This window comes from Granulicella sp. L56, from assembly GCF_009765835.1.
Lineage (GTDB): Bacteria > Acidobacteriota > Terriglobia > Terriglobales > Acidobacteriaceae > Edaphobacter.
The window spans coordinates 2,348,645-2,372,759 of sequence record NZ_LMUS01000006.1 but is presented as its reverse complement, the minus strand read 5'-3'; the positions used below and the strand labels follow the sequence as shown (position 1 = coordinate 2,372,759).

Annotated in this window: 17 protein-coding genes and 1 pseudogene; 12 read left to right on the top strand and 6 right to left on the bottom strand. The window is 55.2% G+C overall.

What is annotated here, in order from left to right:
• Positions 1–24: 24 nt before the first annotated feature.
• Positions 25–399 carry a response regulator gene (locus GSQ81_RS17610; RefSeq protein WP_158911928.1) on the bottom strand — a complete coding sequence of 125 codons (375 nt, stop codon included), beginning with the start codon at positions 397–399 and terminating at the stop codon, positions 25–27.
• Positions 396–3,488, bottom strand: coding sequence for a PAS domain-containing protein (locus GSQ81_RS17605; RefSeq protein WP_158911927.1), 3,093 nt, complete (start codon positions 3,486–3,488; stop codon positions 396–398). Before GSQ81_RS17605 ends, GSQ81_RS17610 begins: the two co-directional genes overlap by 4 nt.
• Before the next feature lie 726 nt (positions 3,489–4,214).
• Here GSQ81_RS17605 and GSQ81_RS17600 point away from each other — a divergent pair.
• The 7 genes from GSQ81_RS17600 to GSQ81_RS17570 all read left to right on the top strand — a co-directional run bounded on the left by GSQ81_RS17600 (position 4,215) and on the right by GSQ81_RS17570 (position 13,283).
• Complete coding sequence (locus GSQ81_RS17600; protein ID WP_158911926.1) at positions 4,215–5,567, top strand: two-component regulator propeller domain-containing protein; 1,353 nt, start codon at positions 4,215–4,217, stop codon at positions 5,565–5,567.
• A 256-nt stretch (positions 5,568–5,823) separates the two neighbouring features.
• A complete protein-coding gene (locus GSQ81_RS17595) occupies positions 5,824–6,888 on the top strand; it encodes a triple tyrosine motif-containing protein (RefSeq protein ID WP_158911925.1) in 1,065 nt (354 codons plus the stop codon).
• On the top strand, positions 6,885–7,517 hold the full coding sequence (locus tag GSQ81_RS17590) for a response regulator transcription factor (protein ID WP_158911924.1): 633 nt from the start codon (positions 6,885–6,887) through the stop codon (positions 7,515–7,517). The genes GSQ81_RS17595 and GSQ81_RS17590 overlap by 4 nt, the downstream gene beginning before the upstream one ends.
• 81 nt (positions 7,518–7,598) lie before the next feature.
• Positions 7,599–7,970, top strand: a complete 372-nt coding sequence (locus GSQ81_RS17585; protein ID WP_158911923.1) for a hypothetical protein — start codon at positions 7,599–7,601, stop codon at positions 7,968–7,970.
• Between the two features lie 180 nt (positions 7,971–8,150).
• Complete coding sequence (locus tag GSQ81_RS17580) at positions 8,151–9,041, top strand: sensor histidine kinase (RefSeq protein ID WP_158911922.1); 891 nt, start codon at positions 8,151–8,153, stop codon at positions 9,039–9,041.
• 93 nt (positions 9,042–9,134) lie between these two features.
• Positions 9,135–10,199 carry an alpha/beta hydrolase gene (locus GSQ81_RS17575; RefSeq protein WP_158911921.1) on the top strand — a complete coding sequence of 355 codons (1,065 nt, stop codon included), beginning with the start codon at positions 9,135–9,137 and terminating at the stop codon, positions 10,197–10,199.
• 264 nt (positions 10,200–10,463) lie between these two features.
• A complete protein-coding gene (locus tag GSQ81_RS17570) occupies positions 10,464–13,283 on the top strand; it encodes a PAS domain-containing sensor histidine kinase (RefSeq protein WP_216846467.1) in 2,820 nt (939 codons plus the stop codon).
• 12 nt (positions 13,284–13,295) lie between these two features.
• Here GSQ81_RS17570 and GSQ81_RS17565 read toward each other — a convergent pair whose 3' ends face one another.
• Together GSQ81_RS17565 and GSQ81_RS17560 are read right to left on the bottom strand one after the other, a co-directional pair.
• A complete protein-coding gene (locus GSQ81_RS17565; protein WP_158911919.1) occupies positions 13,296–14,240 on the bottom strand; it encodes an aldo/keto reductase in 945 nt (314 codons plus the stop codon).
• A 41-nt stretch (positions 14,241–14,281) separates the two neighbouring features.
• Positions 14,282–15,130, bottom strand: coding sequence for an enoyl-CoA hydratase/isomerase family protein (locus GSQ81_RS17560; RefSeq protein WP_158911918.1), 849 nt, complete (start codon positions 15,128–15,130; stop codon positions 14,282–14,284).
• A 270-nt stretch (positions 15,131–15,400) separates the two neighbouring features.
• Here GSQ81_RS17560 and GSQ81_RS17555 point away from each other — a divergent pair, with 270 nt between their 5' ends.
• The 3 genes from GSQ81_RS17555 (at position 15,401) to GSQ81_RS17545 (ending at position 20,013) form a co-directional block, all read left to right on the top strand.
• The gene (locus GSQ81_RS17555; protein ID WP_158911917.1) at positions 15,401–15,895 is read left to right on the top strand and encodes a heme-binding protein; all 495 of its coding nucleotides are present in this window, start codon (positions 15,401–15,403) and stop codon (positions 15,893–15,895) included.
• 54 nt (positions 15,896–15,949) lie between these two features.
• The gene (locus GSQ81_RS17550; RefSeq protein ID WP_158911916.1) at positions 15,950–17,059 is read left to right on the top strand and encodes a nitronate monooxygenase family protein; all 1,110 of its coding nucleotides are present in this window, start codon (positions 15,950–15,952) and stop codon (positions 17,057–17,059) included.
• A gap of 188 nt (positions 17,060–17,247) precedes the next feature.
• Positions 17,248–20,013 carry an ATP-binding protein gene (locus tag GSQ81_RS17545; protein WP_254060318.1) on the top strand — a complete coding sequence of 922 codons (2,766 nt, stop codon included), beginning with the start codon at positions 17,248–17,250 and terminating at the stop codon, positions 20,011–20,013.
• On the opposite strand, the gene GSQ81_RS17540 is transcribed toward GSQ81_RS17545, so the two are convergent.
• On the bottom strand, positions 19,983–21,266 hold the full coding sequence (locus GSQ81_RS17540) for an NAD(P)/FAD-dependent oxidoreductase (RefSeq protein ID WP_216846466.1): 1,284 nt from the start codon (positions 21,264–21,266) through the stop codon (positions 19,983–19,985). The two genes, GSQ81_RS17545 and GSQ81_RS17540, sit on opposite strands and share 31 nt — an antisense overlap.
• A gap of 501 nt (positions 21,267–21,767) precedes the next feature.
• Between GSQ81_RS17540 and GSQ81_RS17535 the strand changes: the two genes are divergently transcribed.
• Both GSQ81_RS17535 and GSQ81_RS17530 read left to right on the top strand, forming a co-directional pair.
• On the top strand, positions 21,768–22,565 hold the full coding sequence (locus GSQ81_RS17535; protein ID WP_158911914.1) for a type 1 glutamine amidotransferase domain-containing protein: 798 nt from the start codon (positions 21,768–21,770) through the stop codon (positions 22,563–22,565).
• A 67-nt stretch (positions 22,566–22,632) separates the two neighbouring features.
• A complete protein-coding gene (locus GSQ81_RS17530) occupies positions 22,633–23,079 on the top strand; it encodes a VOC family protein (RefSeq protein ID WP_158911913.1) in 447 nt (148 codons plus the stop codon).
• 237 nt (positions 23,080–23,316) lie between these two features.
• On the opposite strand, the pseudogene GSQ81_RS17525 reads toward GSQ81_RS17530, so the two are convergent.
• Positions 23,317–24,115: pseudogene (locus GSQ81_RS17525) on the bottom strand (chromosome partitioning protein ParB); the annotation flags it as partial.

Sequence of the window (24,115 nt, the reverse complement as noted above, 5' to 3'; positions counted from 1 at the left end):
AAGCAGCTAAGCCGTCTCGCGTCTTCAGTTTTTTTGAAACACAGCATCGAGCGCTCCCAGAAGATCTGCTTCGCTGAAGGGCTTTAGCAGGCATTCTGCTGCTCCCAGTTTGAGCAAGCGTGGCCGGAGTGCTTCATCTCTTTTGGCGGTAATAAAGATGATCGGAATCCTCTGTTGACGAATCGTCAATTCGCTTTGGAGTTCGGGTCCTGTCATGCCCGGCATTGCAATGTCGAGGATTAAACAGTCGGTCCGATGGAGATAGTCTGATTCAAGAAACTCTTCTGCCGACGAAAAGGTATGCGCGGCATAGCCCAACTCCCTCAGCAAGTCTGGCAGCGATTCACGTATCGATTCATCATCATCAACGACGGAGACGAGTGAGCGTTTGATTTTCATAGATCCCTCATCTCACTCTGCTTGTCGTTCAGAGCAGGTTCCTGATTTGAGTAAAGATTTCTGTTTTCTCTTGCACCAGGCATAGAGACGAAAAAAGTGGCTCCGGGACCATCATTGGACATTGCACAAAGGCGTCCATGATGAGCCTCAATAATGGACCGGCTGACAGATAAACCCATCCCCATACCGTCGTTTTTTGTAGTGTGAAAGGCGTCAAACAGTCGGTCCAGATCTTCCGGATCGATCCCAATACCTGAGTCCTGAACAGTGAAGCGCACCGAATTGTCGACGTCTCGATTCGTTTTAACGAGTATCTCTCTTGGACGATCGTAGACGTCGGTCATAGCCTCGGAAGCGTTTAGCAGCAGGTTTAAAATGACCTGCTGAAGCTGGATGCGATCCCCAATGACAGGGGGAAGATCCTCTTCAAGTTCGGTACGCAGCAGCACACGATTTCTTTGGAGTTCACTTAGCAAAAGAGCAATTACCTCACGCGTTGCCTCATTGAGGTTCACTAGTTCGGCCGTGAAGCTCTTCTTGCTGAACAGCGCACGCAATTTAGAGATGACTTCAGATGCACGGTTACCATCGCGGAGGCTGCGCCGTACAGTTTCGAGGGCGCCATCGACATTTGGTGGTTCAGTGGCGAGCATTCGTATTCCCGTGTTGGCGTTTGTAATGATCCCCGATAGTGGTTGACTAACTTCGTGCGCGATTGAGGCTGTCAAAGCTCCCAGGCTGGCAACCCTTGCCATGCGGGCAAGCTCCGATCGAACTTTGCCAAGCGCCTCTTCCGATAGCCTTCGCTCCGTCACATCCTGAACCGCCCCGATGATCTCAGGCCTGCCTTCCCGGTCTTTGGTTGCATGAGCGACCGTGCGCAGATACTTCACTGAGCCATCTTGCATCTTCAGACGGCACTCATAGTTGAGATCAAGATCGCTGCAGCCGGTTCGCGCCAGCTCCGTCTTTTCAGACACCAGCAAGACATCTTCAGGATGCAATCGACCGGCAATCAGTTCAAGCGTAATTGGAGTGTCCTGATCAAATTCATAGATACGATAGAGCTGATCCGAAAAAGTGATCTCTTCCGTGTCCAAGCGCCAGGAAAAGCTGCCGCTTAGATTTAGCCTCTGACCCTCTGCGAGAAACGCTTCACTGCGCCGCAACCCCTCGTCGGCACGCTTGCGATCTTCTATGTCGACATTCGTTCCATACCATTTGAGGATGGTACCCTGCTCATCGCGCAGCGGGCTGGCACGAAACAGGAACCATCGATACACCCCATCAAAACGACGTATGCGTGCTTCCACATCAACATCGGTGCCTGAAGCCATCGCCGCCTGCCAGTAGTCCAAAAGGCGCGTCGAGTCCTCTGGATGGATTACAGCTGCCCACCCCCAACCAGCTCCCTCTTCTGCGGACATGCCCGCGAAGTTGAGCCAACGCTTGTTGAGAAACTCGACGAAGCCGTCTGGCCCCGTAGACCATGCAAGCATAGGAATCGTGTTAATGATCAGGTCGAGATTGCGGGCGCTTGCCCGCAAGGCTTCATCGGACTGCTTGCGATCTTCTATGTCGACGTTCGTTCCAAACCACTTGACGATGTCACCGGATTCGTCCCGTAAAGCGTTGCCCAGGAACAGGAACCAACGATAGACACCATCGAACCGACGCATGCGCGCTTCGGTATTGACTGACGCACCAGAGGCCAGACAGGATTGCCAATGCTCCACAAGGTCAGCGAGGTCATCGGGATGAATCACAGCACCCCAGCCCCAGCCTCGCACCTGCTCTAAAGAGAGGCCGGAGTAGTCGAGCCAGCGCCGATTAACGAAATCGCAGTAGCCGTCTGCTTCGGTAGACCATGCCGTCATAGGAATCGTGTTGATGACCGATCTCAGGTCAAGTTCACCGGACTCTAGCGATTCTTCGGCTTGTTTGAGGTCTTCTATATCCGTCAGCAGGACGTACCAGCCGGCGATTTGACCGTCCGAATTTTGCACAGGGAGGGCGCGAACCTGAAACCATCGATATATCCCATCGAAACGGCGGCAACGATGTTCGACATCGTAGGGGGTACCTGTCGTTACAGAATCAGTAAAAGCGGCGACGACGCGAGGAAGGTCCTCTGGATGGACAGCATCGGTCATCTTCCAGCCCTTGAGTTCAGCGGAAGCCTTGCCGAAATACTCCAGGAGGGGCCGGTTGAGCTGTTCAACCTCACCGGTTGGGCTCAGGGTACACACAAGCCCAGGAATACTATCGACAATCTGGCGGAAATTACGTTCGCTGTTCTGCAGGGCCTCCTCCGCCAGCTTCCGGTCGTCAATATCAGTCGCAGTTACAAACCAGCTGACGATTCGACCTTCGACGTCCTTGAGAGGCAGTCCCCTACTCTGAAACCAACGATAGACGCCATCGGCTCGTCGCACACGGTGTTCTACGTCAAAGGTCTTACCCGTCTGTACCGAACGCCTCCAAGAATCAAGCGTCGTCTGACGATGAGCTGGATGAACCATGTCATTCGTTCCCCAGCGTTTTGCTTCGTCTAGCGTGATTCCGAAGTATTCCAAGTAGTGGCGATTCACGCTTTCGATTTCGCCCGTAGGACTCGTAAATGAAATCAACGCTGGAATTCCGTCGCCGATCGAGAGAAAACTGCCTCCCTGGTGAGCGTGCAAGTCTTCTTTAGCACGCATGCGGTCCTCGATATCGGAGTTCAATCCATACCATCTAAGAATCTGGCCCGCTTCGTAGCGCATCGGATTTACCGCGAAGACAAACCAACGGTATTCGCCATCGAAGCGCCGCAAGCGGGCTTCCATTTCACCCGGTTCACCAGAGACAATAATCGATTGCCAACGTTCGAGGAGCTCAGGAAGATCCTTGGGGTGGATTGCAGTCTGCCAGCCGACACCACATGCTCCACCCATACCGATGCCGGTATATTCGCACCAGTATCGATTTACAAAATCAACATTTCCTTTCGTAAGCGCAATCCAAATCAATCCGGGTAACGCGTTGACAACGCGACTGGACTCATCCTCCACGGGGTCCTTTCTGGCAGTGCTCAGTAGCAACAGCATGCGCTATAAGTCATTCCGATGTCGATAATACTTTGGTATTGGGTCCCTCGACATGAGACGGAATCGCCATCATGATCCATCCACTAAATACTTCATTTCAGACGCAACGACTGTCTCCCTTCCTTCCGGGATAAATTGACCAATACCAAAGCATAATGGTGCCTGCCTTCGAACCCGTTCTATAGTTGACCGGCATGCGAATAAGTGAAGAGTTGAAAAGAGTCGCGATGATCCACGGCTGAATGAGGCTGGCGAGAAAGGGAACGGCAGGCAGGCGTGCTGATCAAGAAGCAAATAGCATCCCTTCCGCAGTATATGGGGAGTGGGATGTTGCGGGCACGTCTCAGTGCGATCACACGATCGCAGATCGGTTTCCTTGTGCTGTCAACGATGTTCTGGGTGATCCAGACTGTTGGCGCGCAGGAATTGAGAAACTTTCATCACACTGCGTGGTCCTCTAACGGCGCGATGGGTGCAGTGTTGGACATTCAGCAAAGTCCAGACGGGTATTTGTGGCTGAGCACTTCGAGGGGAGTCTTCCGATTCGACGGATCTCGTTTTCAGACTGCCGACGAAATCACTTCGGGAGCCACGAAAGGTTTCGAACTTTTCTCAGCCTTCGTCTCGTCTTCAGGAGATGTCTGGTTCAGAACTCGATTGCCTGGACTTCTACTTTGGCGAGACGGGAAATTATCGGCATATCCGATCAAGGGCTGCACGCCGGGATTGCCAACGGAATCGACTGTTGAGGGACCTGACGGCACAATTTGGGTCGGCGGGTCAGCCGGCCTGTTCATCGTGGGCGAAGGAAGGTGCGAACGGGTAGGCGAGAAGTATGGACTTCCCAACGGCCTTCCTTACGCCATATTGTTTGACAGAGCTGGCACTCTCTGGGTGAAGATGGATTCAGGCAAACTCCTGTATCTGCCGCACGGTGGAACTAGGTTCAAGCTGAGCCGGTATGGCGACGGCGCGGCTGGAAATAATTGTTATTTGCATAATGGGCCAAATGGCTCGGTGTGGCTCTCCGACGCTGTGGGACTGCGGCGGGTGTCGGAGAATGGCGTGCCGTTCGAAGCAACCTCCGCGCCAGATCCAGACCGTCCGAAAGGTCCGCGATTCGTAAACTTTACCTTCGATAGCAGCGGGACACTCTGGGCTGGAAGCAGCACCGGATTGAAACGAATTCCAGACGCGACTGGAGTGCCAATCGGGGTGAGTATCGATCCAGCGGCCGGGCAAAACTTCACCGTTGCTCAGGGACTGAGTTCCGATGTCGTTCGGAAGCTTCTGGTGGACCGCGAAGGCAGCATTTGGATCGGGACGAACGCTGGGCTCGATCAACTTCGACGGAATGTAATATCGCAGCTTGAGACCCCGCCAACCAATGAATACCAGTTTGCAGTCGGGTCCGGCGACCATGGTTGTGTTTGGACTGGTAACCGAAGCCTGCCTCTCACCGAGGTGTGTCCCGATGGCAGGACGAAGACGTTTGCCAAAACCAAGCAAACCATGACGATCCGGCGCGATCTCAAAGGCGATGTATGGTCGAGTGGGTTGGGTGCCGGCCCACACCTCTGGAAGGCCTCCTGGGATGGGATAAAGCCCGTCACTTTCCCTAATGATGCCGTCGAATTAGTCGCCTCGATGGCAGTCGACAAAAACAATAACCTCTGGCTAATCACCTTTGATCAACAGGTAGATCGGCGCATCGGCGACACTTGGGGAAACGAGAACAAAGCGCTCGGAAGAGAACCTGGCATATTAGGCGCCATGGAAGGAGATGAGGCAGGCAATGTTTGGTTCGCTTTTTCGAACCACGTGATCGAGTGGGATGGCGCCAACTACCACCGATACACCTTTACCGGAAAGAACCGCTATCCCATTTCTCTTACAGTGAAAGGGACGCACGTCTGGCTTGGCGCGGAAGATGGCGTTCAACTATTCAGCAAGGGCGAGTTTCACATGTTGCGGTGGAAAGATCCGAGCCTGCCGGGACGAGTGACGGGTATGGTGGAAACGGCAGCAGGGGATCTTTGGACCAGCGGATTTTCAGGCATCGCACATGTTAAGGCTTAAGTGGTTACAGAACCCGGATTACGCCGTCTCAGGGGAGAAGTTCGATACCTTAGACGGGCTTCCGGGCCTCGCTGTAGAGAGATATATCCCGTCGATTGTTGAAGCCGGCGATGGCCGATTGTGGTTTGCCACGATTAAAGGAGTTGCATGGCTCGATCCGGCGTCGCTTGCTAAAGCCCGCAATTCAACGCCGCCAAACGTCCTCATCAGGTCGCTAGCTTGGAATGGGAAAACACATTCGAATCTGAAAGGACTCGTGGTACCTCCACGCACCGGAAGGATAGAAATCGACTATACCGCGCTTAGCCTGGCGATCCCTGAACGCGTCCTGTTTCGCTACAAGCTTGAGGGATCGGACCACGATTGGCAGGACGCCGGAACACGCCGCGAGACCTTTTACACCGGTCTTGGGCCTGGCCATTATCGTTTCCAAGTTATCGCCTGCAATAACGATGGTGTATGGAACGAAGAGGGCGCTAACCTTGACTTCAGCATCGCGCCCGCATGGTTTCAGACAAGATGGTTCGAAGTCCTCTGCGTTGGAGTCTTTCTTCTGTTGCTTTGGGCACTATATCAATTTCGCCTCAGCCAACTTGAGCGGCAATTCAACGCGACGCTACGAGCGCGCGTGGATGAGCGGACCCGCATCGCGCGAGAGCTGCACGACACTCTGCTGCAAAGCTTCCAAGGGCTGCTTCTCCGCTTTCAGACCGTGTCGAATTTGCTGCCAGCGCGGCCCGAGGACGCCAAGACGCGAATCGATAGTGCGATCGAGGAGGGATCCGGTGCGATTACCGAGGGCAGAGACGCCGTGCATGAACTGCGCTCCATGGGACTGACGACCATCGATCTAGCGGAGTCCATCAGAAGTTTTGCCAAAGAACTGCTCGGCAATTTTTCAAGTGGGAGTTTGCCAGAATTCAATGTCCAGGTGGAGGGCACTCCGAATGACCTGAATCCCGTGGTCCGGGACGAAGCCTACCGGATTACAGCGGAGGCGCTGCGAAACGCGATTCGACACTCGGACGCCAAACGAATCGAAGTGGAGATACGTTACGACCATGGGCACTTGACGCTGCGAATCCGCGATGATGGCACTGGTATCGATACCAGCGTTCTCGATAAGGAACACGTCCCCGGCCACTGGGGCTTGCGCGGCATGCGCGAACGGGCCAAACTTATCGGGGCCAGTTTTGAAATATGGAGTAAGCTCGGCTCCGGCACTGAGATTGAACTGAAGATACCGTCGGCGAACGCTTACGCGAAACCCTCAGCTTCGCGCTGGTTATTTTTTCTTGTATCTCTTCGAGCCAAAAAATGAATAGTGATTCCAATCCGATTCGAATCCTGGCGGTGGATGACCATCCCATTTTCCGCGGCGGGATTAAGGGTCTTCTGGCCGATCAGCCTGATATGTTGCTTGTCGCCGAAGGCTGCAACGGACGCGACGCAATTCAGCAGTACCGCGCCCATCGTCCGGACATCACTCTCATGGACATGCAGATGCCCGAGATGAACGGACTCGACGCCGTCATTGCAATTCGTGGGGAGTTTCCCGAAGCCAAGCTCATTGTGTTGACCACGTATACCGGCGACGTTCAGGTGTTGCGCGCCCTAAGGGCCGGTGCGCAAGCCTACTTGCTAAAGAACCTTCTTCACAAAGATCTTCTGGATACAATCCGAGCTGTTCACGCAGGCAAGAAAGCCTTATCGCCCGAAGCATCTTTCGAAATTGCTGAGCATGCGACAGATGACCAGCTTACAAAGGCCGAAGTGGAAGTGCTGCGGCTGATCGCAGCAGGAAACGCGAATAAACAGATCGCCGATCGACTCTCGATTACCGAGGAGACAGTCAAAGGCCGAGTCAAGAATATTCTGTCGAAGTTGAGTGCAAACGATCGAACCCACGCCGCAACGATCGGATTAAGGCGTGGAATCATCGAACTTTAGCGCCTCGAAAGAGTCAGCATTGGACTCTTCTGGGGGTATCGAGAGGGTGCGACAGCCAGCTAACCTCTAACAGAGGTTTACTTGCGTCGACTATTTTCTACCTTTGCCTGTGGCTGGCCAGGAGTTGGGCTTTTACTGATTCGAACAGCGGTGGGTGTCTCTCTGATTGCCAACGGAATCGTGAGATTCCGCTCCGGACAGGCCCCTGAACTGACAATTCTCGATATTCTTACCATCGCAGACGGGGTGCTGGTTATGGTGGGGCTTTGGACCCCAGTTGCAGGGTCTCTCGTGGTGATACTCGCCGCGTGGAGCATTCTTGCCCAGCATGCAAACCTGTACTCCACTGTTTTGTCGGCCGTGATCGGTGCAGGCCTGGCACTCATAGGACCAGGAGCATGGTCGTTGGATGCCAGGCTCTTCGGGTGGAAAAGAATCGACCTCGGAGACTGAAGCAAATCTGCGGGCTCCTGATTTTATTGACTCGAAAGAGGCCTGCACAGACGTAATGCAGTTCGCGCACGACTCTATCTGGGCTTTCACAGAATCAGCGCATTCGTTCAGAATCGACCCAACCATAAAAGAGTTCAACTTTCTTTTAGCGGCGACACGTAACGAAACAGGGAGTTAGATATGAATCTGCTTGCAAATTCGTTGCCCCAGAACTCAGTAAACATTGAAGTCCCCGCGTCCATCAACGTTGCAAAACTTGGATTGTTAGCCGCGTCGATTGCACACGAAGTCAATCAACCGCTATCGGGGATCATCACCAATGCCAGCACCTGCTTGCGGATGTTGGCGCTTGATCCTCCCAACATTCACGGCGCACTCGAAACGGCACGACGCACGATCCGCGACGGCAACCGCGCCGCTGAGGTCGTCACACAACTCCGCGCACTCTTCGCCAACAATGACCCCCTGACCGAACCCGTGAATCTGAATGATGCCGCGCGAGACGTCATCGCACTGACATGGGACGAGTTGCAGCGAAACCACGTAGTCCTTCAGTTGGAACTTACAGACGGTCTCCCGCCTGTCTCAGGTTTGCGTGGGCAACTTCAGCAGGTCATTCTAAATCTGCTTCGAAACGGATCGGAGGCGATGAAAGATGTCGAAGACCGTCCAAGGCAGTTGCTGATTAGAACCGGACTCGACGAACACGGCCATGTTCGCTTGACCGTTGTAGACTCCGGGATCGGGTTCGACGCTCAAGCCACCGCGATGCTCTTCGAAGCGTTCTACACCACGAAGAGTAGCGGCATGGGCATCGGGCTATCCATCTGCAGGTCTATCGTGGAGCGCTTCAGCGGTCATCTATGGGCAATGCCAAACGACGGCCCCGGAGCCACATTTTCATTCTCAATTCCATGCTTTTCAGCAATGCCGAAGAGTCGCGACGGCGTCACGCGTTGCAATCAGTTTGAACATTCAGATCATGTGGCAGAACCGCCTGATTTTAAGAGACATAAAGCCATCACCATCAGGCTGACCAATACAAACGTATCGACCGAAACCATTGTCTAATGGCTGCGGACACACTGGTCTGTTGTGATTTTGCTACCGCGTCCATCAAGTGGAGCGCCACGTATACATCACAGAAATGAAGGTAAAGATCAGATGGCTGCTAATCGTGAAGTTCTATCCCGTCGTCGCCTTGCGGTGACCGCACTTTCGGCGAGCGCTGCCCTGTTCTCATCGCACAGACTCTCCGCACAGGGGAGTGGAACCCTGCCCGGAGAATCGGTCGACACCGATACTCCCGCGCCGAAGCGAGGCACAAACACGTCCTTCGCTCCCCTCAAGCAGGTTGACGCCGGCCTCCTCAAAGTTGGGTATGCTGAAGCCGGACCCGCCGACGGGGCCGCCGTGATCCTTCTGCACGGCTGGCCCTACGATATCTACAGCTTCGTCGATGTTGTGCCGTTGCTGGCAGCAAAGGGTTACAGGGTCATCGTTCCGTATCTGCGTGGCTTTGGAACAACCCGTTTTCTTTCCGGCGAGACCATGCGCAATGGTCAGCAGTCGGTGGTTGCTCTCGACACCATCGCTCTCATGGACGCACTGAAAATCAGTAAGGCGATCCTTGCCGGCTTTGATTGGGGAGCGCGAACGGCCAACATCATCGCAGCACTCTGGCCCGAACGCTGCAAGGCTCTCGTCTCCGTGAGCGGTTATCTGATCGGTAGCCACGCCGCCGGCAAAGTGCCCTTGCCTCCGAAGGCTGAACTCCAGTGGTGGTATCAGTTTTACTTTGCCACCGAACGCGGCGAGGCGGGGTACGAGAAATATCGGCGTGACTTCGCGAAGCTCATTTGGCAGCTCGCATCGCCGGGATGGAACTTCGACAATGCCACATTCGATCGCAGCGCGGCATCCTTCGATAATCCGGATCACGTCAAAATCGTGATCCACAACTACCGCTGGCGGCAGGCTGTGGCTGAAGGAGAGCTGGAGTATAACGAGTTGGAAAAGCGACTAGCCGCGAGTCCCGTCATCGCCGTGCCCACTATCACCCTGGAAGGTGATGCCAATGCCGCACCGCATCTGGACGCCAGTGCCTATGCCAATAAATTCTCCGGCAAGTATGCTCATCGAATCATCACAGGCAGCATCGGCCACAACCTACCTCAGGAAGCCCCGACTGACTTTGCCCAGGCCGTCGTGGATGTTGACGGCTATTGAACAAATCCTGTTCACATTGGACGTGATGAAGGCAATTCACCGATTGCGCTTTCTTCACCGGCGCGCATAGGCACGGTATCGCTGGAGTGGTTCCAACTCGACCTCTACCTTTCTGGTCTGACGTCGAGGAGACCTGCTGGCGGCGGTTTTCCGGTCAATTGCTGCCTGGAGATGGAAAATGGACAGTAGAATAGGATTTGTCCCGACGGTTCTTCAAATCCTGCAGACCCTTTCTGGCCAAGGGTTTGATTGCGGCATACAAGCATGCACAATTACCCTTCCGATCCCGCTATTGAAGTCCAACGCCTACAGCGTTCCATGAACGATCTGGTAAGCGCGCTTGCTCTGCCAGCTCTTTGGAGCGGTAGCGAACCGGGTCGAGTCGTTGAAACTTTTCTCGATGCTCTGGTAGGAATGCTCGATCTCGACTTCCTGTATGTGCAAGTCAGAATTGGTTCCATCGGCATCCCGATCGAGGCGCTCAAAACCGCTCAGTCTTATGGCGCGAGTCATAGTCCAAAGCAAATTCGCCAGGCTCTGGACCCATTGTTTGGCGAAGGTGTGCAGCGACGGATTACCAAGTCCTCGGTAACTCTGGGGGATAAGGAGGTATCGATCTTCCCTCTGCAAATGGGAGCAGAAGGCGAGGTTGGACTCATCGTTGCCGGATCCGGCAGATCAGGCTTTCCCGAACAGACCGAAAGGCTTGTCCTAAGTGTAGCGGCGAATCAGGCGGCCATCGGTTTGCTGCACGCACTACGCGTGGATGAGCAAAAGCGGTCTGCAAGTGAAGTCGATCTCCGAGTCGCGGAACGCACAAGGGAGCTTGTCGAAACCAACAGCGAGATGGAAATCCAGGTTGGAATACTGCAGCATCTTCCTGTGTCTGCCTGGACCCTCACGCCTGATGGGACACCGGATTTCGTGAATCGAGTCTGGCTCGAGTTCTCCGGCCAAACCCTCGACTTCGTCCGCTCGCATCCCGAGGCCTGGATGACTGCGATCCACCCTGAAGATCGAGAGAGGGCAGGCAAAAGTTTTTGGGAGGCTGTGCAGTTGGGACAGGGTTTCGCGATCGAAACCCGGTCTCTCCGCGCTCAAGACGGGTTATATCGCTGGCACCTGAATCAAGCTGTGGTCTTGCGCGACTCCCAGGGAAACGTCCTCAAATACGTCGGCACGACCACCGACATCGACGACCAGAAGCGTGCCGAAGAGTTGCGAGCAAGCGAGGAAGAGCTGCGTCAGATTCTCAACAGCATTCCCGGGCAGGTATGTACGCTAAATCCGGCGGGTCTGATCGAACTTGCCAATCAGCCACTTACCGAATACTTCGGCATGACGGTTGAGCAATTGAACATGTGGGAAGGCGATAACGGTTCGGTCCATCCAGAAGATCTTCCGCGCGTGATCGCGAAATTCACACACGCCATGACGACCGGAACTCCCTACGACATTGAAGTCCGTTATCGTCGTGCCGACGGGGTATATCGCTGGTTTCAGTTTCACACTCTTCCTGTGAAGGACACGCAAGGCGCAATCATCCGCTGGTACTGTCTCATCGTCGACATCGAAGACCGGAAGCGTGCCGAAGAGGCAGTACAAGCAGGCACCCGCAACCTCGATCTGATTATCAATACGATTCCGATGCTTGCATGGTCTACCGGTCCGGACGGCTTCGTTGAGTTTCTCAATCAACGTTGGCTCGATTATGCCGGCATGTCTGCGGAAGAAGGCGCCGGGTGGGGTTGGGCTGCTGCGATTCATCCGGAGGACGCGAAAAGGCTTTTGAATTACTGGCAAGCGGCAATGGTTTCCGGCACCGATGTTGACGTGGAAGCACGCATGCGCCGCTTCGATGGGGTGTATCGATGGTTCCTGTTCCGTGCCAACCCCTTGCGCGACGACGCAGGCAACATCGTCAAATGGTACGGCACTAACACCGATATCGACGATCGCAAGCGAGCGGAGGAAGCGCTGCGTCTACGCGAACTCAACCTGCTGCAGATAACGGAGACCATACCGGAGATGCTTTGGAGTGCGACGCCGGATGGTGCCATCGATTACTGCAATGGTCGCTTGCTCGAATACACCGGCTTTTCGCACGAAGACATTATGAGCGACGGCTGGATGAAACTTCTGTATCCCGACGATGTCGGGCCTGCAGCGGAGACATGGAAGTCTTGTGTCGAGAGTGGCACGCCCTACCGGGTTGAAGTTCGTACGATTCATGCTGCCGATCAAACGTATCGCTGGTGTGTAACAAGCGCGCTTCCTCTACACGATGATGATGGCCACATTTTGAAGTGGCACGGCACTGTTGTGGACATGCATGATTGGAAGCAGGCCCAGGAAGAACTACGCAACACACAATCAGAACTCGCCAGAATGATGCGGGTAATGACCATGGGCCAATTGACCGCTTCGATCGCGCACGAAGTGAGCCAGCCCCTGTCGGGAATAATCAACAACGCAGGCACCTGTCTCCGCATGTTGAACAGCGATCCTCCGAATGTCGACGGGGCACGAGAAACGACGCAACGCACAATTCGCGATGGACATCGTGCCACAGACGTAATCACTCGACTGCGAACGCTCTACAGCACGAAACAGATCAACATCGAATCGGTGGACATGAATGAAGCCACTCGAGAGGTGGTCGCACTCCTGTTGGGCGAGTTACAGAAGGACGGAGTGGCTCTACAGCTTCGCTTCAGTGAAAATCTACCCCGCGTCATGGGAGATCGCGTTCAACTACAACAGGTCATTCTCAACCTGCTTCGCAATGCATCAGACGCCATGACAATAGTGGATGACAGGCCAAGACAATTGATCATCCATACGGACGCGGATGGAGATCTTGTGCGCGTTTCGATACAGGATTCCGGAGTCGGCTTTGATCCCGAAATGACGCACCGGCTTTTTCAGTCATTCTTTACGACCAAAGAAGAAGGAATGGGTATAGGTCTCTCCGTGAGCCGCTCGATTGTCGAGGCGCATCATGGCCAACTATGGGCGGCCAGAAACGACGGCCCAGGCTCTACATTTGCCTTCTCAATTCCCTGCTGCCACGACTCTCAGTAGCCGCGTTGATTTTCAAGCTGGGTTCACTCGCGGAATGAAACCCGGGCTGCCAGTATTCACAACGTCATTGAGCCTCTGCCTGATCTGGATGCGATTAATCTCCTCCAGCGCCTCTTGTGGAAGCGCGGAGATGTTGAAATTCTCTTTCGCGCGGTCCGCTGTCCGGGGAGTCGTAAGCAAGGCGGTGCCGCGTTGTACCGCCCAAGCCAACAACACCTGTGCAGGCGTCTTTCCGACCCGCGTCGCGATCGCGGTGATCACTGGATCTTCGAGCGGTCCGGGTCTCGCTCCATGACCCAGGGGCGCAAAAGCCAGGAGCACAATATCCTTCTCTTTACAGAATTCTAGAAGCTCCGTCTCGGGAAGATACGGATGCGCTTCAACCTGAATCACGGCCGGCTTTATTCTCGCCGCTTCATAAACAGGCAATAGTTTCTCCAACGTGATGTCAGACAATCCGATGGCGCGGCACTTGCCACCGTCCACAAGACTCTCCAACGCCCTCCAGGTCTCGACCAATGTCACGCCAGAATCGTAAATGACATTGCCGTTTTGGTCCCGCGGATCCTGATTGTCTCCCGGCTGAAACGCAAACGGCGTGTGGACGAGATAGAGATCCAGATAGGTCAGTCCAAGCCTCCCAAGACTTGCCTCGAAAGCGGGTTCGACGCGCTCGGGCCGGTGATTCGTGTTCCACAATTTTGTGGTGACGAAGAGTTCCTCGCGAGTAAGCCTCCCGGCAGCAAGTCCTGCCTGCAAGGCCTCACCTACCGCGCTCTCGTTCCGGTATCGCTCTGCACAATCGAAGTGCCGGAATCCTGCCTCCAGTGCGTCTGTTGTGGCGCGCTTCGTTTCAGCTGGATCAGGGATCAGGGTGCCAAAACCAAGAGCTGGCATCTGGCCGGTTCCGTGGTTCAGCGATATCCTCATAGTCCGCAAATCAGAAGATGCAATCACGATGTCTCCTCAGTATTATCTGCCAATCCACGGCTTCCGACTTATTGCGCGGCGAGTTCACCCAAATAGTATCCGAGCCGATCCTCTATGTCTCCAGGCTTGTGGAAGCCGCGCGCGATCAGCGCCTTGATCCCCTCCTGCGCGGCAGGTCGTCCGAGCGAAGCAATACACGCATGCCATCCCGCTCCGAGCTCGACGTCCGGCGGCAGGCTGGTGTTGACCAGGCGCTTGGTTTGGGTGATCGCCCACTTGTCGAACTTGGAAATCCGGTTCGCGAGCGATTCCACAAACGCATCCAGATCAGCGTCGGGCAGCGCGCGATTAATGTAGCCGTACGCTTCAGCCTGATCTGCCCTCAGATCCTCCGAACTCAGCAGCACCTCGAGGGCGCGGTTCCTGCCAATTAGTTGAGGCAGCCGCGCCATTGGACCGCCACCGGCGACCATTCCCACGCCAACTTCCCATTGCGAAATGATCGTCTTCTCGCGACTCGCAAAGCTCATGTCGCAAGCAAGCGTAATCTCGCTGCCATTACCCGTCGCACGGCCGCGGATGAGAGCGATGGAGACCACCGGCAAGCGGGTCAGACGCACGAGAAAGTCCGGCCATGGGGTCAGACCTGTAGGCCCTTCCGGCAGCGAGGTCAAATCCTCAAGCTTGGCCAGAAAATTGGAGTGGTTCAGAAAGTATGCGTCGACGGCGCTGTCGAACACCACGACCCTAACCTGCTCGTCAGCTTCAAGAGCCTGGATGACTTTCTGGAACTGCTTGACCATCTCCGGTCCCATGACGTTGATCGGCGGATTGTCGATAGTGACACACCAGTAGGCGGGCGTCCGCTTCGTAAGGCGAATCTGTGCAGTTTCTGTGGGTGCAATCAAAGTTGTCATAAGATTCTCCGTTGTATTTGTTAGTCACTGAAATCGGTTGATCGGGGACGTCGTTGCCGTCGGTCAGTTCGCAATGCATTCATTTAGCCAGAACCCCTTGGCCTGCGCTATTGGACGATGGTGTAGCCAATACCTTCGTATCAACTCGAACTGCGACATCGACGCGCATCGCGGACCAATACGAAGGTATTACCAACACCTTCGTCTGATTGTTCCGTCCGTGCTCTCCTGCTCTGATTGCGATGTGATTGAGAACTGAAAGGATGACGCATGCCAAACCAGAAAACAGTAGTCTCCACGGAAGCGCATCCAGTTGAACTGAACCCACTCGATGCCATCCCGGACGAAATGCCCTTCGACGTCCCCTACGGCCTGCCGATATCGTTGGACCGTGCCCAGGCAGTTATCGGAGCCGCTGTGGCAGAGGCGAAGAAGAGGAATTGGAAGATGAATGTAGCTGTGGCCGATTCCGGCGGCAACCTCGTTGCCTTTCAACGCATGGACGGCGCAATGCTTGCCTCGATCAAGATTGCAGAGCACAAGGCGCGCGCATCCGCGACCTTTCGGCGTCCGACGAAAATCTTCGAAGACGGTGTCCAACTCATGCACCTCAACTACCTGTTCGCGTTCGACGGAATCATTGCATCCAGAGGTGGCATTCCACTGATCGATCAAGGTGTAATCATCGGCGCAGTCGGCTGTTCGGGAGGCACAGATTCCCAGGACGAAGTCGTCAGCAAAGCAGGCGCGGCTGTCATCTCGTAACGCAGAGACAGTTGGTCTCGGCAGCGGGATCTAAAATCTCAGGGGAGATACATAATGAGTGCCGCGAACGAACCTGCCCCGCGTTGGACATCCACAAGAGCAACTGCTCTCCTCGGCATCGAGTATCCAATCATTCAGGGAGCGTTGGGCGGAATCTCAACCCAACTGCTCGCTGCCGTTGTTTCCAACGCAGGCGGTCTTGGATCGTATGGTGCTCACGGACAGTCCGGCACAGCAATCAAAGACATCGTAAGCGAGATCAAAGCGATAACGAAGAAACCATTTGCCATCAACCTCTGGCTATCAATGGCGGACGATGGCGCCGAGAGCGTTTCGCGCAAAACCATCAAGGAAAGCGTCGCCGCCCTCAGCCGATATTACGTCGAACTCGGTGTCGACCCGCCCCCGCCACCAGAGTTCAAACCACAAAATTTTGACGAGCAGATTCGCGCCGTCTTTGAATCCAAACCAGCGGTTTTCAGTTTCATTCTTGGAGTTCCCCCGAGGGAAGTCCTCGACGAATGCAAACACCTCGGCATCGTTACGATGGGGACGGCGACGACACCGGAAGAGGCCATGGCCCTCGATGCTGCAGAGGTCGATCTTATCGTCGCTTCCGGATTTGAAGCTGGCGGCCATCGCGGCTCTTTCATCCGTTCCTCCGAGCGATCTCTAACCGGAGGAATTTCTCTCATTCCTCAAGTGGTCGATGCCGTTCTAGCTCCCGTGATCGCAGCCGGCGGCATTGCCGATGCCAGAGGCATGGTGGCAGCATTCGCACTCGGCGCCGAAGCCGTACAAATAGGAACGGCCTTCCTCGCATGCGATGAATCTGGAGCCAGCGCTCAACATCGAGCCGCTCTCTTCGGCCGCAACGGCGCATATACAGATCTCACCAAGACCTTTACCGGCAGACTCGCGCGAGGAATCAGAAATCGCTTGATGGATGAATTAGAGACGGGCAACCTTGCGGTTCTTCCATACCCACTCCAGCGGTCCCTCATGAAGACCGTCGTCGCCGAGGCTCAGAAACAGGGTCAAGCGGAACTGATGCAACTATGGGCAGGACAGAGTATAAGTCTCTTACGGCACCACAGCGCTTCCGAGCTCGTCGCGTCGCTCGTTGCGGATGCGACCAGCCTGCTGAATCGTATGGCTAGCTAGCGTCTGTAGTTGCGACGCGTATGTCAAACCAAACACTTAAGCGTGCGGTCAGCCTCTTATCAGAGATGGGAAAGCGAAAACATCGACCGGCCGGGAACTGGATAATTTAGCAGTCTTGTGACAATCCCGAAATTCACATGTCGGATAGCTGACATTGGCGACTTCACAAATAGATAGCGAGCTTGGCGATGGGCACGCGGCAGCGTGGAAATGCCTCCCGACCGAAGGCAGCTCAACCCCACATCCGCTTCAAAGCGAATCTTTTCCAACTTTCGGTTATTCTTGTGTCGACAAATCTTCCGTTTGTGTTGAACTACACAGAGTGCCGGTTACACCTGACGGCCCAGCGGCGAGGTACGCGAGTGAGAATATCTTCCGAACTCAGCTCGAAGGAAATTGGCGCCGACCATCCTCCAATTTCGCTGGCCTATTTACCGCCGACGCTGCGGCAGACGCGGATGGCACTTGCCGGGGCGATAGTTCTGCTTTTCGGATTGATCGTTTTGCTTCCCTTCGCGGCCAGACCGCTGCCGCTGGTTAATGGCTTCATTACCGCGTTCGACGCGGTTATCTCTGTCGCCGACCTCATTACCGCAGCCCTCCTTTTGGCGCAGTTCTCAATCACTCGCTTGAAAGCGCTCAGGGCGCTGGCGTGCGGATATCTTTTTTCAGCAGCGCTGGTCGTCGTACACGGGCTGACCTTCCCGGGCGTTATCTCGCCGACAGGAAATCTAGGCGGAAGTCCCCACACCAATTTCAGAATCTATCTGTTGTGGCATCTTGGCCTGCCCGTGGCTTTGTTTGTATATATATGGCTTAGGGAGAAAGACCGTACGAAGACTGGCCCGCCTACGTCAACAGAGATCGCAGCTACCTTCGGAGGTCTGGGCGCATTAGCCCTCGTGAGTTGCATCGCATGGCTCGCCTTACTGCCGCCCGTAGATCCGATAGGAGGGAGATGGCTCACTGCAATCACCATGCTGATATGCGCAGCTGCGCTTTCCCTGCTGTGGACTTTTAGGCGCTCAGTGTTGGATCAATGGCTCATGGTAGTCATGCTTGCCATGATCGTAGAGCTGACGATCACAGCACTGATCGGCGGACGTGGGCCGCGCACGGCTTCTCTTGGTTTTTATACCGGCCGCCTGTTTTCTCTCCTCACCTCGACAGTTGTTTTGATCGCTCTACTTGCCGAAACGTCGAGGCTCTATGCTGGCGTTGCCCGCGCCAATATGCTCGCAGACATTGCTGATTCCTCCCGGGCCTTGTCCAGCGAGATCATGTTGCCCAGGTTGATCGAGCGGCTAATGAAGATTGCAATGAAAAATTCGGGCGCTGACCGTGGCCTTTTGGTCCTACCGTCTGAGGATGGATATCTAATTGAGGCGGAGGCGAGAGCGACCGGCGATCAAATAGAAGTCGCTTTGCGTCAAAAGCCGATTACCAGGATGGACTGTCCCGAATTGCTCATCCATCATGTCATCCGTACGCGTGAAAGCGTGGCTCTCGCGGATGCCTGCAAGCCTAACCTGTTCTCCGCCGACGACTATCTACGCAAGAGACAATCGAAGTCGGTCCTCTGCCTTCCTTTGATCAAGCAAGATGAGTTGATTGGGATTCTCCTTTTTGAGAACACGTTGCTGACAGACGCATTCAGCGCGGCTCGAATCGCGGTCTTAGATCTGCTGGCGGCACAAGCAGCGGTCTCGCTGGAGAACACGCGTCTCTATGCCGATCTGCAGCTCCAGGTTGGACTGCTGCAGAATCTTCCCGTATCCGCCTGGACGCTCAGGCCCGATGGGACACCGGATTTTGTGAATCACGTTTGGCTTGAATTCGCGGGTCAGACCCGTGACTTCGTCCAGTCGCATCCCGAGGCTTGGATGACCGCAGTCCACTCTGACGACCGGGACATAGCAGTCAGAAGCTTTTGGGATGGCGTGCATTCGGGACAAAATTTTGCATTCGAGACTCGGTCTCTCCGCGCTCAGGACGGCACCTATCGTTGGCATCTCCAACAAGCCGTGGTTTTGCGCGATGCGGAAGGGCGAGTCCTCAAATTCGTCGGTACGACGACCGACATCGATGATCAGAAGCGCACCGAAGAGGCTCTGCGCCAGGCGCAGAGCGACCTCGCCCGCATCAATCGGGTCACAACCATGGGAGAGTTAGCAGCTTCCCTGGCTCATGAAATCAGTCAGCCGATCAGCGGTGTCATCACCAACGGAAATGTCTCTCTCCGAAAGCTCGGGCGGGAGAAGCCCGATCTCAATGAAGTGGGCGAGGCTGTCGCCAGAATGGTGAGAGACGGACAACGTGCCGCTGAGATTCTCGGCAGGATTCGATCGCAATTCGAGAAAGGATCCTTGAAGCAGGAGACACTTGATGTAAGCGAAATCGTTCGAGAAACGGTCGCCCTCCTGCGCGACGAAGCGATGCGGTACAACATATCGGTCCGGACTGAACTGGCAGCCGATCTTCCTCAAATCGTCGGGGATCGCGTTCAATTGCAACAGGTCGCGATGAATCTAATCGTCAATAGTATCGAGGCGATGAAGGACGTTGATGGAATACGAGAAATGGTCATCAAGTCGCAACGAGCTGAGAACGAGCAGATTCTTGTTTCATTCAGTGATACGGGCATAGGGCTCCCGTCACAATTGGAGGCACAGATATTTGCCGCGTTCTTTACGACTAAACCTAACGGCACTGGCATGGGTCTTCGAATCAGCCGATCAATCGTTGAGTCTCATGGTGGACGCTTGTGGGCCGAGAGAGCCGTCGGGCGCGGCGCAATTTTTCACTTGAACCTGCCTGCCGCAATGATTCAGCATAAAGAATATCGGGCGCTCCGCCAGCCCGGACATCAGTCCCTGGAATTGGGTTCCAGCCGTGTAGTCCGCCATCTCAGAAAGTCCCGGCATCATCTCAACGCAGACCGCGAAGTACCGTAAAGCCGATACTTCACGGAAAGTAGAAATTGATGGGCCATAGCGACTGCGGTTGCACCATCTCCCGCTGCCGCCGCACACCTTTTCGTCGAGTTATGACGGACATCCCCGGCAGCGAATAAGCCTGGGATGCTCGATTCCATGAAGAGTGGTGCTCGACCATCTGCCCACATCTCCGCTGACAGGCTCGACCGGTTGAGATCCGAGCCCGTCAAAATGTAGCCCGCTGGGTCGCAATGCAGCACCCCAGGTCTTGCCCATTCGAGGCGAGGCCTGCCTCCGATACAAACGAAAACGCTATGCGTCTCGATGGTTGCCGTCTTGCCGGAAGTCTCATTGCGATACGTAATTCTCTCCAACGCATCATCCCCTTCGAGTTCGATCAACGTAGTCCTCGTCAGCACCGTAATCGACGAGGTGTCTTCAATGCGCTCTAGGAGATACGTCGAAAGCGTATCTTTAAGGCACTCCCCTCGGACGAGCATCGTTACCTGCGTCTGCCGCGCGAAGTTCAACGCAGCCTGGCCGGCGGAGTTCCCGCCGCCCACAATCACGACATGTCCCTTGCAGATTCCAGCTTCGCTGGAGCCGGCACCGTAGTAGAGGCCACGATTCAGAAAATCACCCTCTCGTTCAAGCCCAAGCCGCGAGTATTCGACGCCGGTGGCGCAGATCGTGGCCTTCGAAGCGATCCGCTCGCCGCTGGCGAACCAGCTTAACTGCCAGCCATCCTGATGCTCTCCGGCCACTCCCTCGATACCTACGATGATCTCTGCTCCCATTCGAATCGCTTGTCGGCGCGCCCTGCTTGCGAGTTCCCATCCGCTGATTCCATCCGGAAACCCCATATAATTTTCAATCTTTGAGGTACTGCCAGCCTGCCCACCGACTGCAGTCTTCTCAAAAAGTACAGTTCGCAACCCTTCAGACGCACCGTAGAGAGCGGCACTCAGACCCGCCGGTCCCGCGCCAAAGATCGCCAGGTCGTAGCACTGGTACTTCGGTCCTTTGAACCACTCCAGGGCCGTCGCCAGTTCGCGCAGACTAGGACAATACAGTCTCAAACTCTCGCTAACGACGCAGAGTGGGAGCCTGGGGTCTGTGAGTCCTAAAACTCCTGCCAGCCTCTGGGCCTCCTCGTCCGTATTCAGTTCGACCCAGTCATAGTCAGAGCAGTTACGAGTCAGGAAATCGCGTATCTCATAACCCGCGGCCGAATTCGCGCGCCCATAGATGACCATCCTGCCATTCAACATCTTTTCTTCTCCCCGAAATGACACCCGTAAAAGTCGATTAGGCCAGAAGCCCAACGATGAATCTATTGGACGAACGTGTCGATCAATACCAAGGTGTGGCCCGATACCTTGGTCCAATTGTTCTACCTTCTCTTGTCAGGCTTAATCAGACACACAAGGCCCTGAATCGACAGGCGCCCTGGGTCAGGCGAGGAGCGCCATATGAACTTAAGGAGAGCAGGCCCATGACCGCCGCATCACGTCGAATACACTTGGCGTCAACATCCTTACCGCTCTGGGAAAGGCCATAGTCGGCGAGCGGCCAAGGCCTTTTGGTGAGCCGCTCGGTGTTGATCCGGCCACGTCGACGTCGATCTTCGGCCAGCACGACGCGGGTACTGGTGGACGCCATGACCACGGTGGCTGGGGCCGAGGCACTCGCGGACCGGATCGCGCTGCCATAACCGGAACCTAGAGACCATCCCCGATGGCATAACTCACCGATTTAAAGAGGAGAACAAAATGACTACAAAAGGAAAAATCCTGGCATTGATCTCGAGCGGTCGCGGTTTGCCCTTGAAGGATGGCAAGATTTATACCGGCGCCGGCTACTACCTCAACGAAGTGACGGTTCCGGTTCGCGCCCTGATGGAGGAGGGCTACGAGATCACCTTCGCCAACCCCACCGGCAATACGCCGCAGGTGGATGTCTATTCCGAGGTCATCGGCTTTTTCGGCGGGGACGCGGCCAAGCTGCAGGACTACCTGCTATTCCGCGACGGCTTGCTTGGGCTCAGAGATCCAGTTCGCATCAGGGATGTCATCGCGTCGGGCCTGGATCAATATGACGCTGTTTTCGTTCCGGGCGGCCATGGCCCGATGATCGATCTTCTGGATGATCCCAATGCCGGCATCGTGCTGAGACACTTTCACGAAACGTCCAAGCCTACGGCTGTGCTCTGCCATGGCCCGATTTCACTGCTATCGGCTCTTCCAAATTCGTGGGAGTTCGTCGCCGCGCTGGCAGCGGGCGATGTCGCCGGAGCGCAGGCCAAGGCTCAAGGCTGGATCTATGCCGGATATAAGATGACTATCTTTGCGACGGCGGAAGAGCAGCAGCGCGAGCCGCTTGAGATTGGTGGTAAGGTTCTGTTTTACCCGGACTTCGCCTTGCGTACGGCGGGTGGCGACGTGAGTGTTGTCGCTCCATGGGGGAGCTACGCCCTTCAGGATCGAGAGTTGATCTCGGGCCAGAACCCGTTCTCTGATGAAGCAGTTCTGAAACTTCTTCTACAAGCACTCAACGAGAAGAAAAAGTGAGTCGGTAAGTAAGGGCTGGTTCCGCGGTTCCCCCTGCTGGTAAATCTATCCGAATTGGAGTCGTCAAATGAGTAATGTACAAATCGATCAGAAAAGCTATGAGATGCCCCCGAAGGAGGGGATGAGCATCGCGCATTTTATAACCGTGGCCGATATCCAACGATCGCTGGACTACTACGAGAAGGTCTTCGGTGCTCGCATCTTGAGCAGGGGCGACGGCAACGCGCCCGGGTACCTTCAGCTTGCGAATATCTGGATGATTATCAACGTGGGGGGCGGACCAACCCCGGATAAGCCGACGGTATCGCTCAGCGTCCCTGACCCGAACCACCTCAACAGTTTCTTAAATTTCCGGGTTGCGGATATTCAAGCGCGCTATGAACTGTGGAAGAGTCGCGGAGCAGAGTTCATCACGGAGCCGATCCCCAAGTACGGCGAGATCCGCTGCTATATCCGCGATCCTGACGGCTATATCATCGAGGTCGGTCAGAGCACAGATCTTACGTACGGTTGATGCCTGGCAGGGTTTGCTTGGATTGTGGGTCAGGATGTTTATCGGACGAAAGTGGTTGGGGGCGCCGCGCTTCTTATAAATCTTCGAAACCTAATCGACCTCGCAGGTAGTCTCTCGAGAGCGCCGCAGGCAGTAAAGGGGGCAGGTGCAGGAAGGGGGAACGTCGCCCTGCTGCCCGGCGCGGAGCCGAGAATGCAAACAAGAAAAGTGGGGAGCCTCGCGGCTCCCCAAAGTTTCCTACGCTGCTCTACGACTCTTGCCCGTGGATGAAGTTGGCGGTTTGGTTTCCTTCTTGGTCTTCGCCTTGGCAGCGAATTCCTGCTTGACCTTGAGAGTAATCGCATCGGTGTCCACCTTGTAAACGGTGGCTGCCTCGCGAAGAGCGTTCGTTCCGTTGTTTCGGCCAGTGGCAAGGACGACACTCACCTCGACAAGCAAACGAGATAGTGTTCCCTCGTCAGCACGACGCAGGAGAGCGGGAAACATCTTGTCCAGCATGTCGGTTTCCCGGTCTTTGCGGATACCATGCTGCCGCGCCAGTGTTTGCAACTGCCACTCGTTCAACAGCGGAAACGTTTGGATCAGAACGAAGAGCAAGTCTTTCTTCATGAGTCGTACCGGGACAGCGTCTCCAATAACCTTCAATACGCGAATGCCCGTGGTGTTGGCGATGGCTTGCTCCTTGCGCTGCTTCTCCTGTTCTGCCTTCCATTTCACATCGTCACGATTCTTCTCCTGCTTGGGACGATGTACCGGGCAAGTGGAATTGGCGCAGACCTTGTGGACGGTGCCAACATCGCTGCCCTCGGCGATGATGGCCTCTGTGGCAAACTTGCAGACCTTGAACTCGGGCCGCTTTGCCTCGTCCTTTGATTTCGGCTTCTCGTCCCGAATGGCGGTGTATTGGTTACGGGGCAAGACCTTACTGCCTTCCTGCTGCTTGCCGTAAGCGGTGCTGATCTGGACGAGCTGCGGCTTCGCGGCGACCCGCTTGGCAAGATGAGCAGCGACCTTGGCCTGATAGCAGTTCGGGTCG

Coding starts and splice junctions, on each gene's coding strand:
- GSQ81_RS17610 (WP_158911928.1), bottom strand. CDS start 399: ATGAAAATCAAACGCTCACTCGTCTCCGTCGTTGATGATGATGAATCG.
- GSQ81_RS17605 (WP_158911927.1), bottom strand. CDS start 3,488: ATGCTGTTGCTACTGAGCACTGCCAGAAAGGACCCCGTGGAGGATGAG.
- GSQ81_RS17590 (WP_158911924.1), top strand. CDS start 6,885: ATGAATAGTGATTCCAATCCGATTCGAATCCTGGCGGTGGATGACCAT.
- GSQ81_RS17580 (WP_158911922.1), top strand. CDS start 8,151: ATGAATCTGCTTGCAAATTCGTTGCCCCAGAACTCAGTAAACATTGAA.
- GSQ81_RS17575 (WP_158911921.1), top strand. CDS start 9,135: ATGGCTGCTAATCGTGAAGTTCTATCCCGTCGTCGCCTTGCGGTGACC.
- GSQ81_RS17570 (WP_216846467.1), top strand. CDS start 10,464: ATGCACAATTACCCTTCCGATCCCGCTATTGAAGTCCAACGCCTACAG.
- GSQ81_RS17560 (WP_158911918.1), bottom strand. CDS start 15,130: ATGACAACTTTGATTGCACCCACAGAAACTGCACAGATTCGCCTTACG.
- GSQ81_RS17555 (WP_158911917.1), top strand. CDS start 15,401: ATGCCAAACCAGAAAACAGTAGTCTCCACGGAAGCGCATCCAGTTGAA.
- GSQ81_RS17550 (WP_158911916.1), top strand. CDS start 15,950: ATGAGTGCCGCGAACGAACCTGCCCCGCGTTGGACATCCACAAGAGCA.
- GSQ81_RS17545 (WP_254060318.1), top strand. CDS start 17,248: ATGGGCACGCGGCAGCGTGGAAATGCCTCCCGACCGAAGGCAGCTCAA.
- GSQ81_RS17540 (WP_216846466.1), bottom strand. CDS start 21,266: ATGTTGAATGGCAGGATGGTCATCTATGGGCGCGCGAATTCGGCCGCG.
- GSQ81_RS17535 (WP_158911914.1), top strand. CDS start 21,768: ATGACTACAAAAGGAAAAATCCTGGCATTGATCTCGAGCGGTCGCGGT.
- GSQ81_RS17530 (WP_158911913.1), top strand. CDS start 22,633: ATGAGTAATGTACAAATCGATCAGAAAAGCTATGAGATGCCCCCGAAG.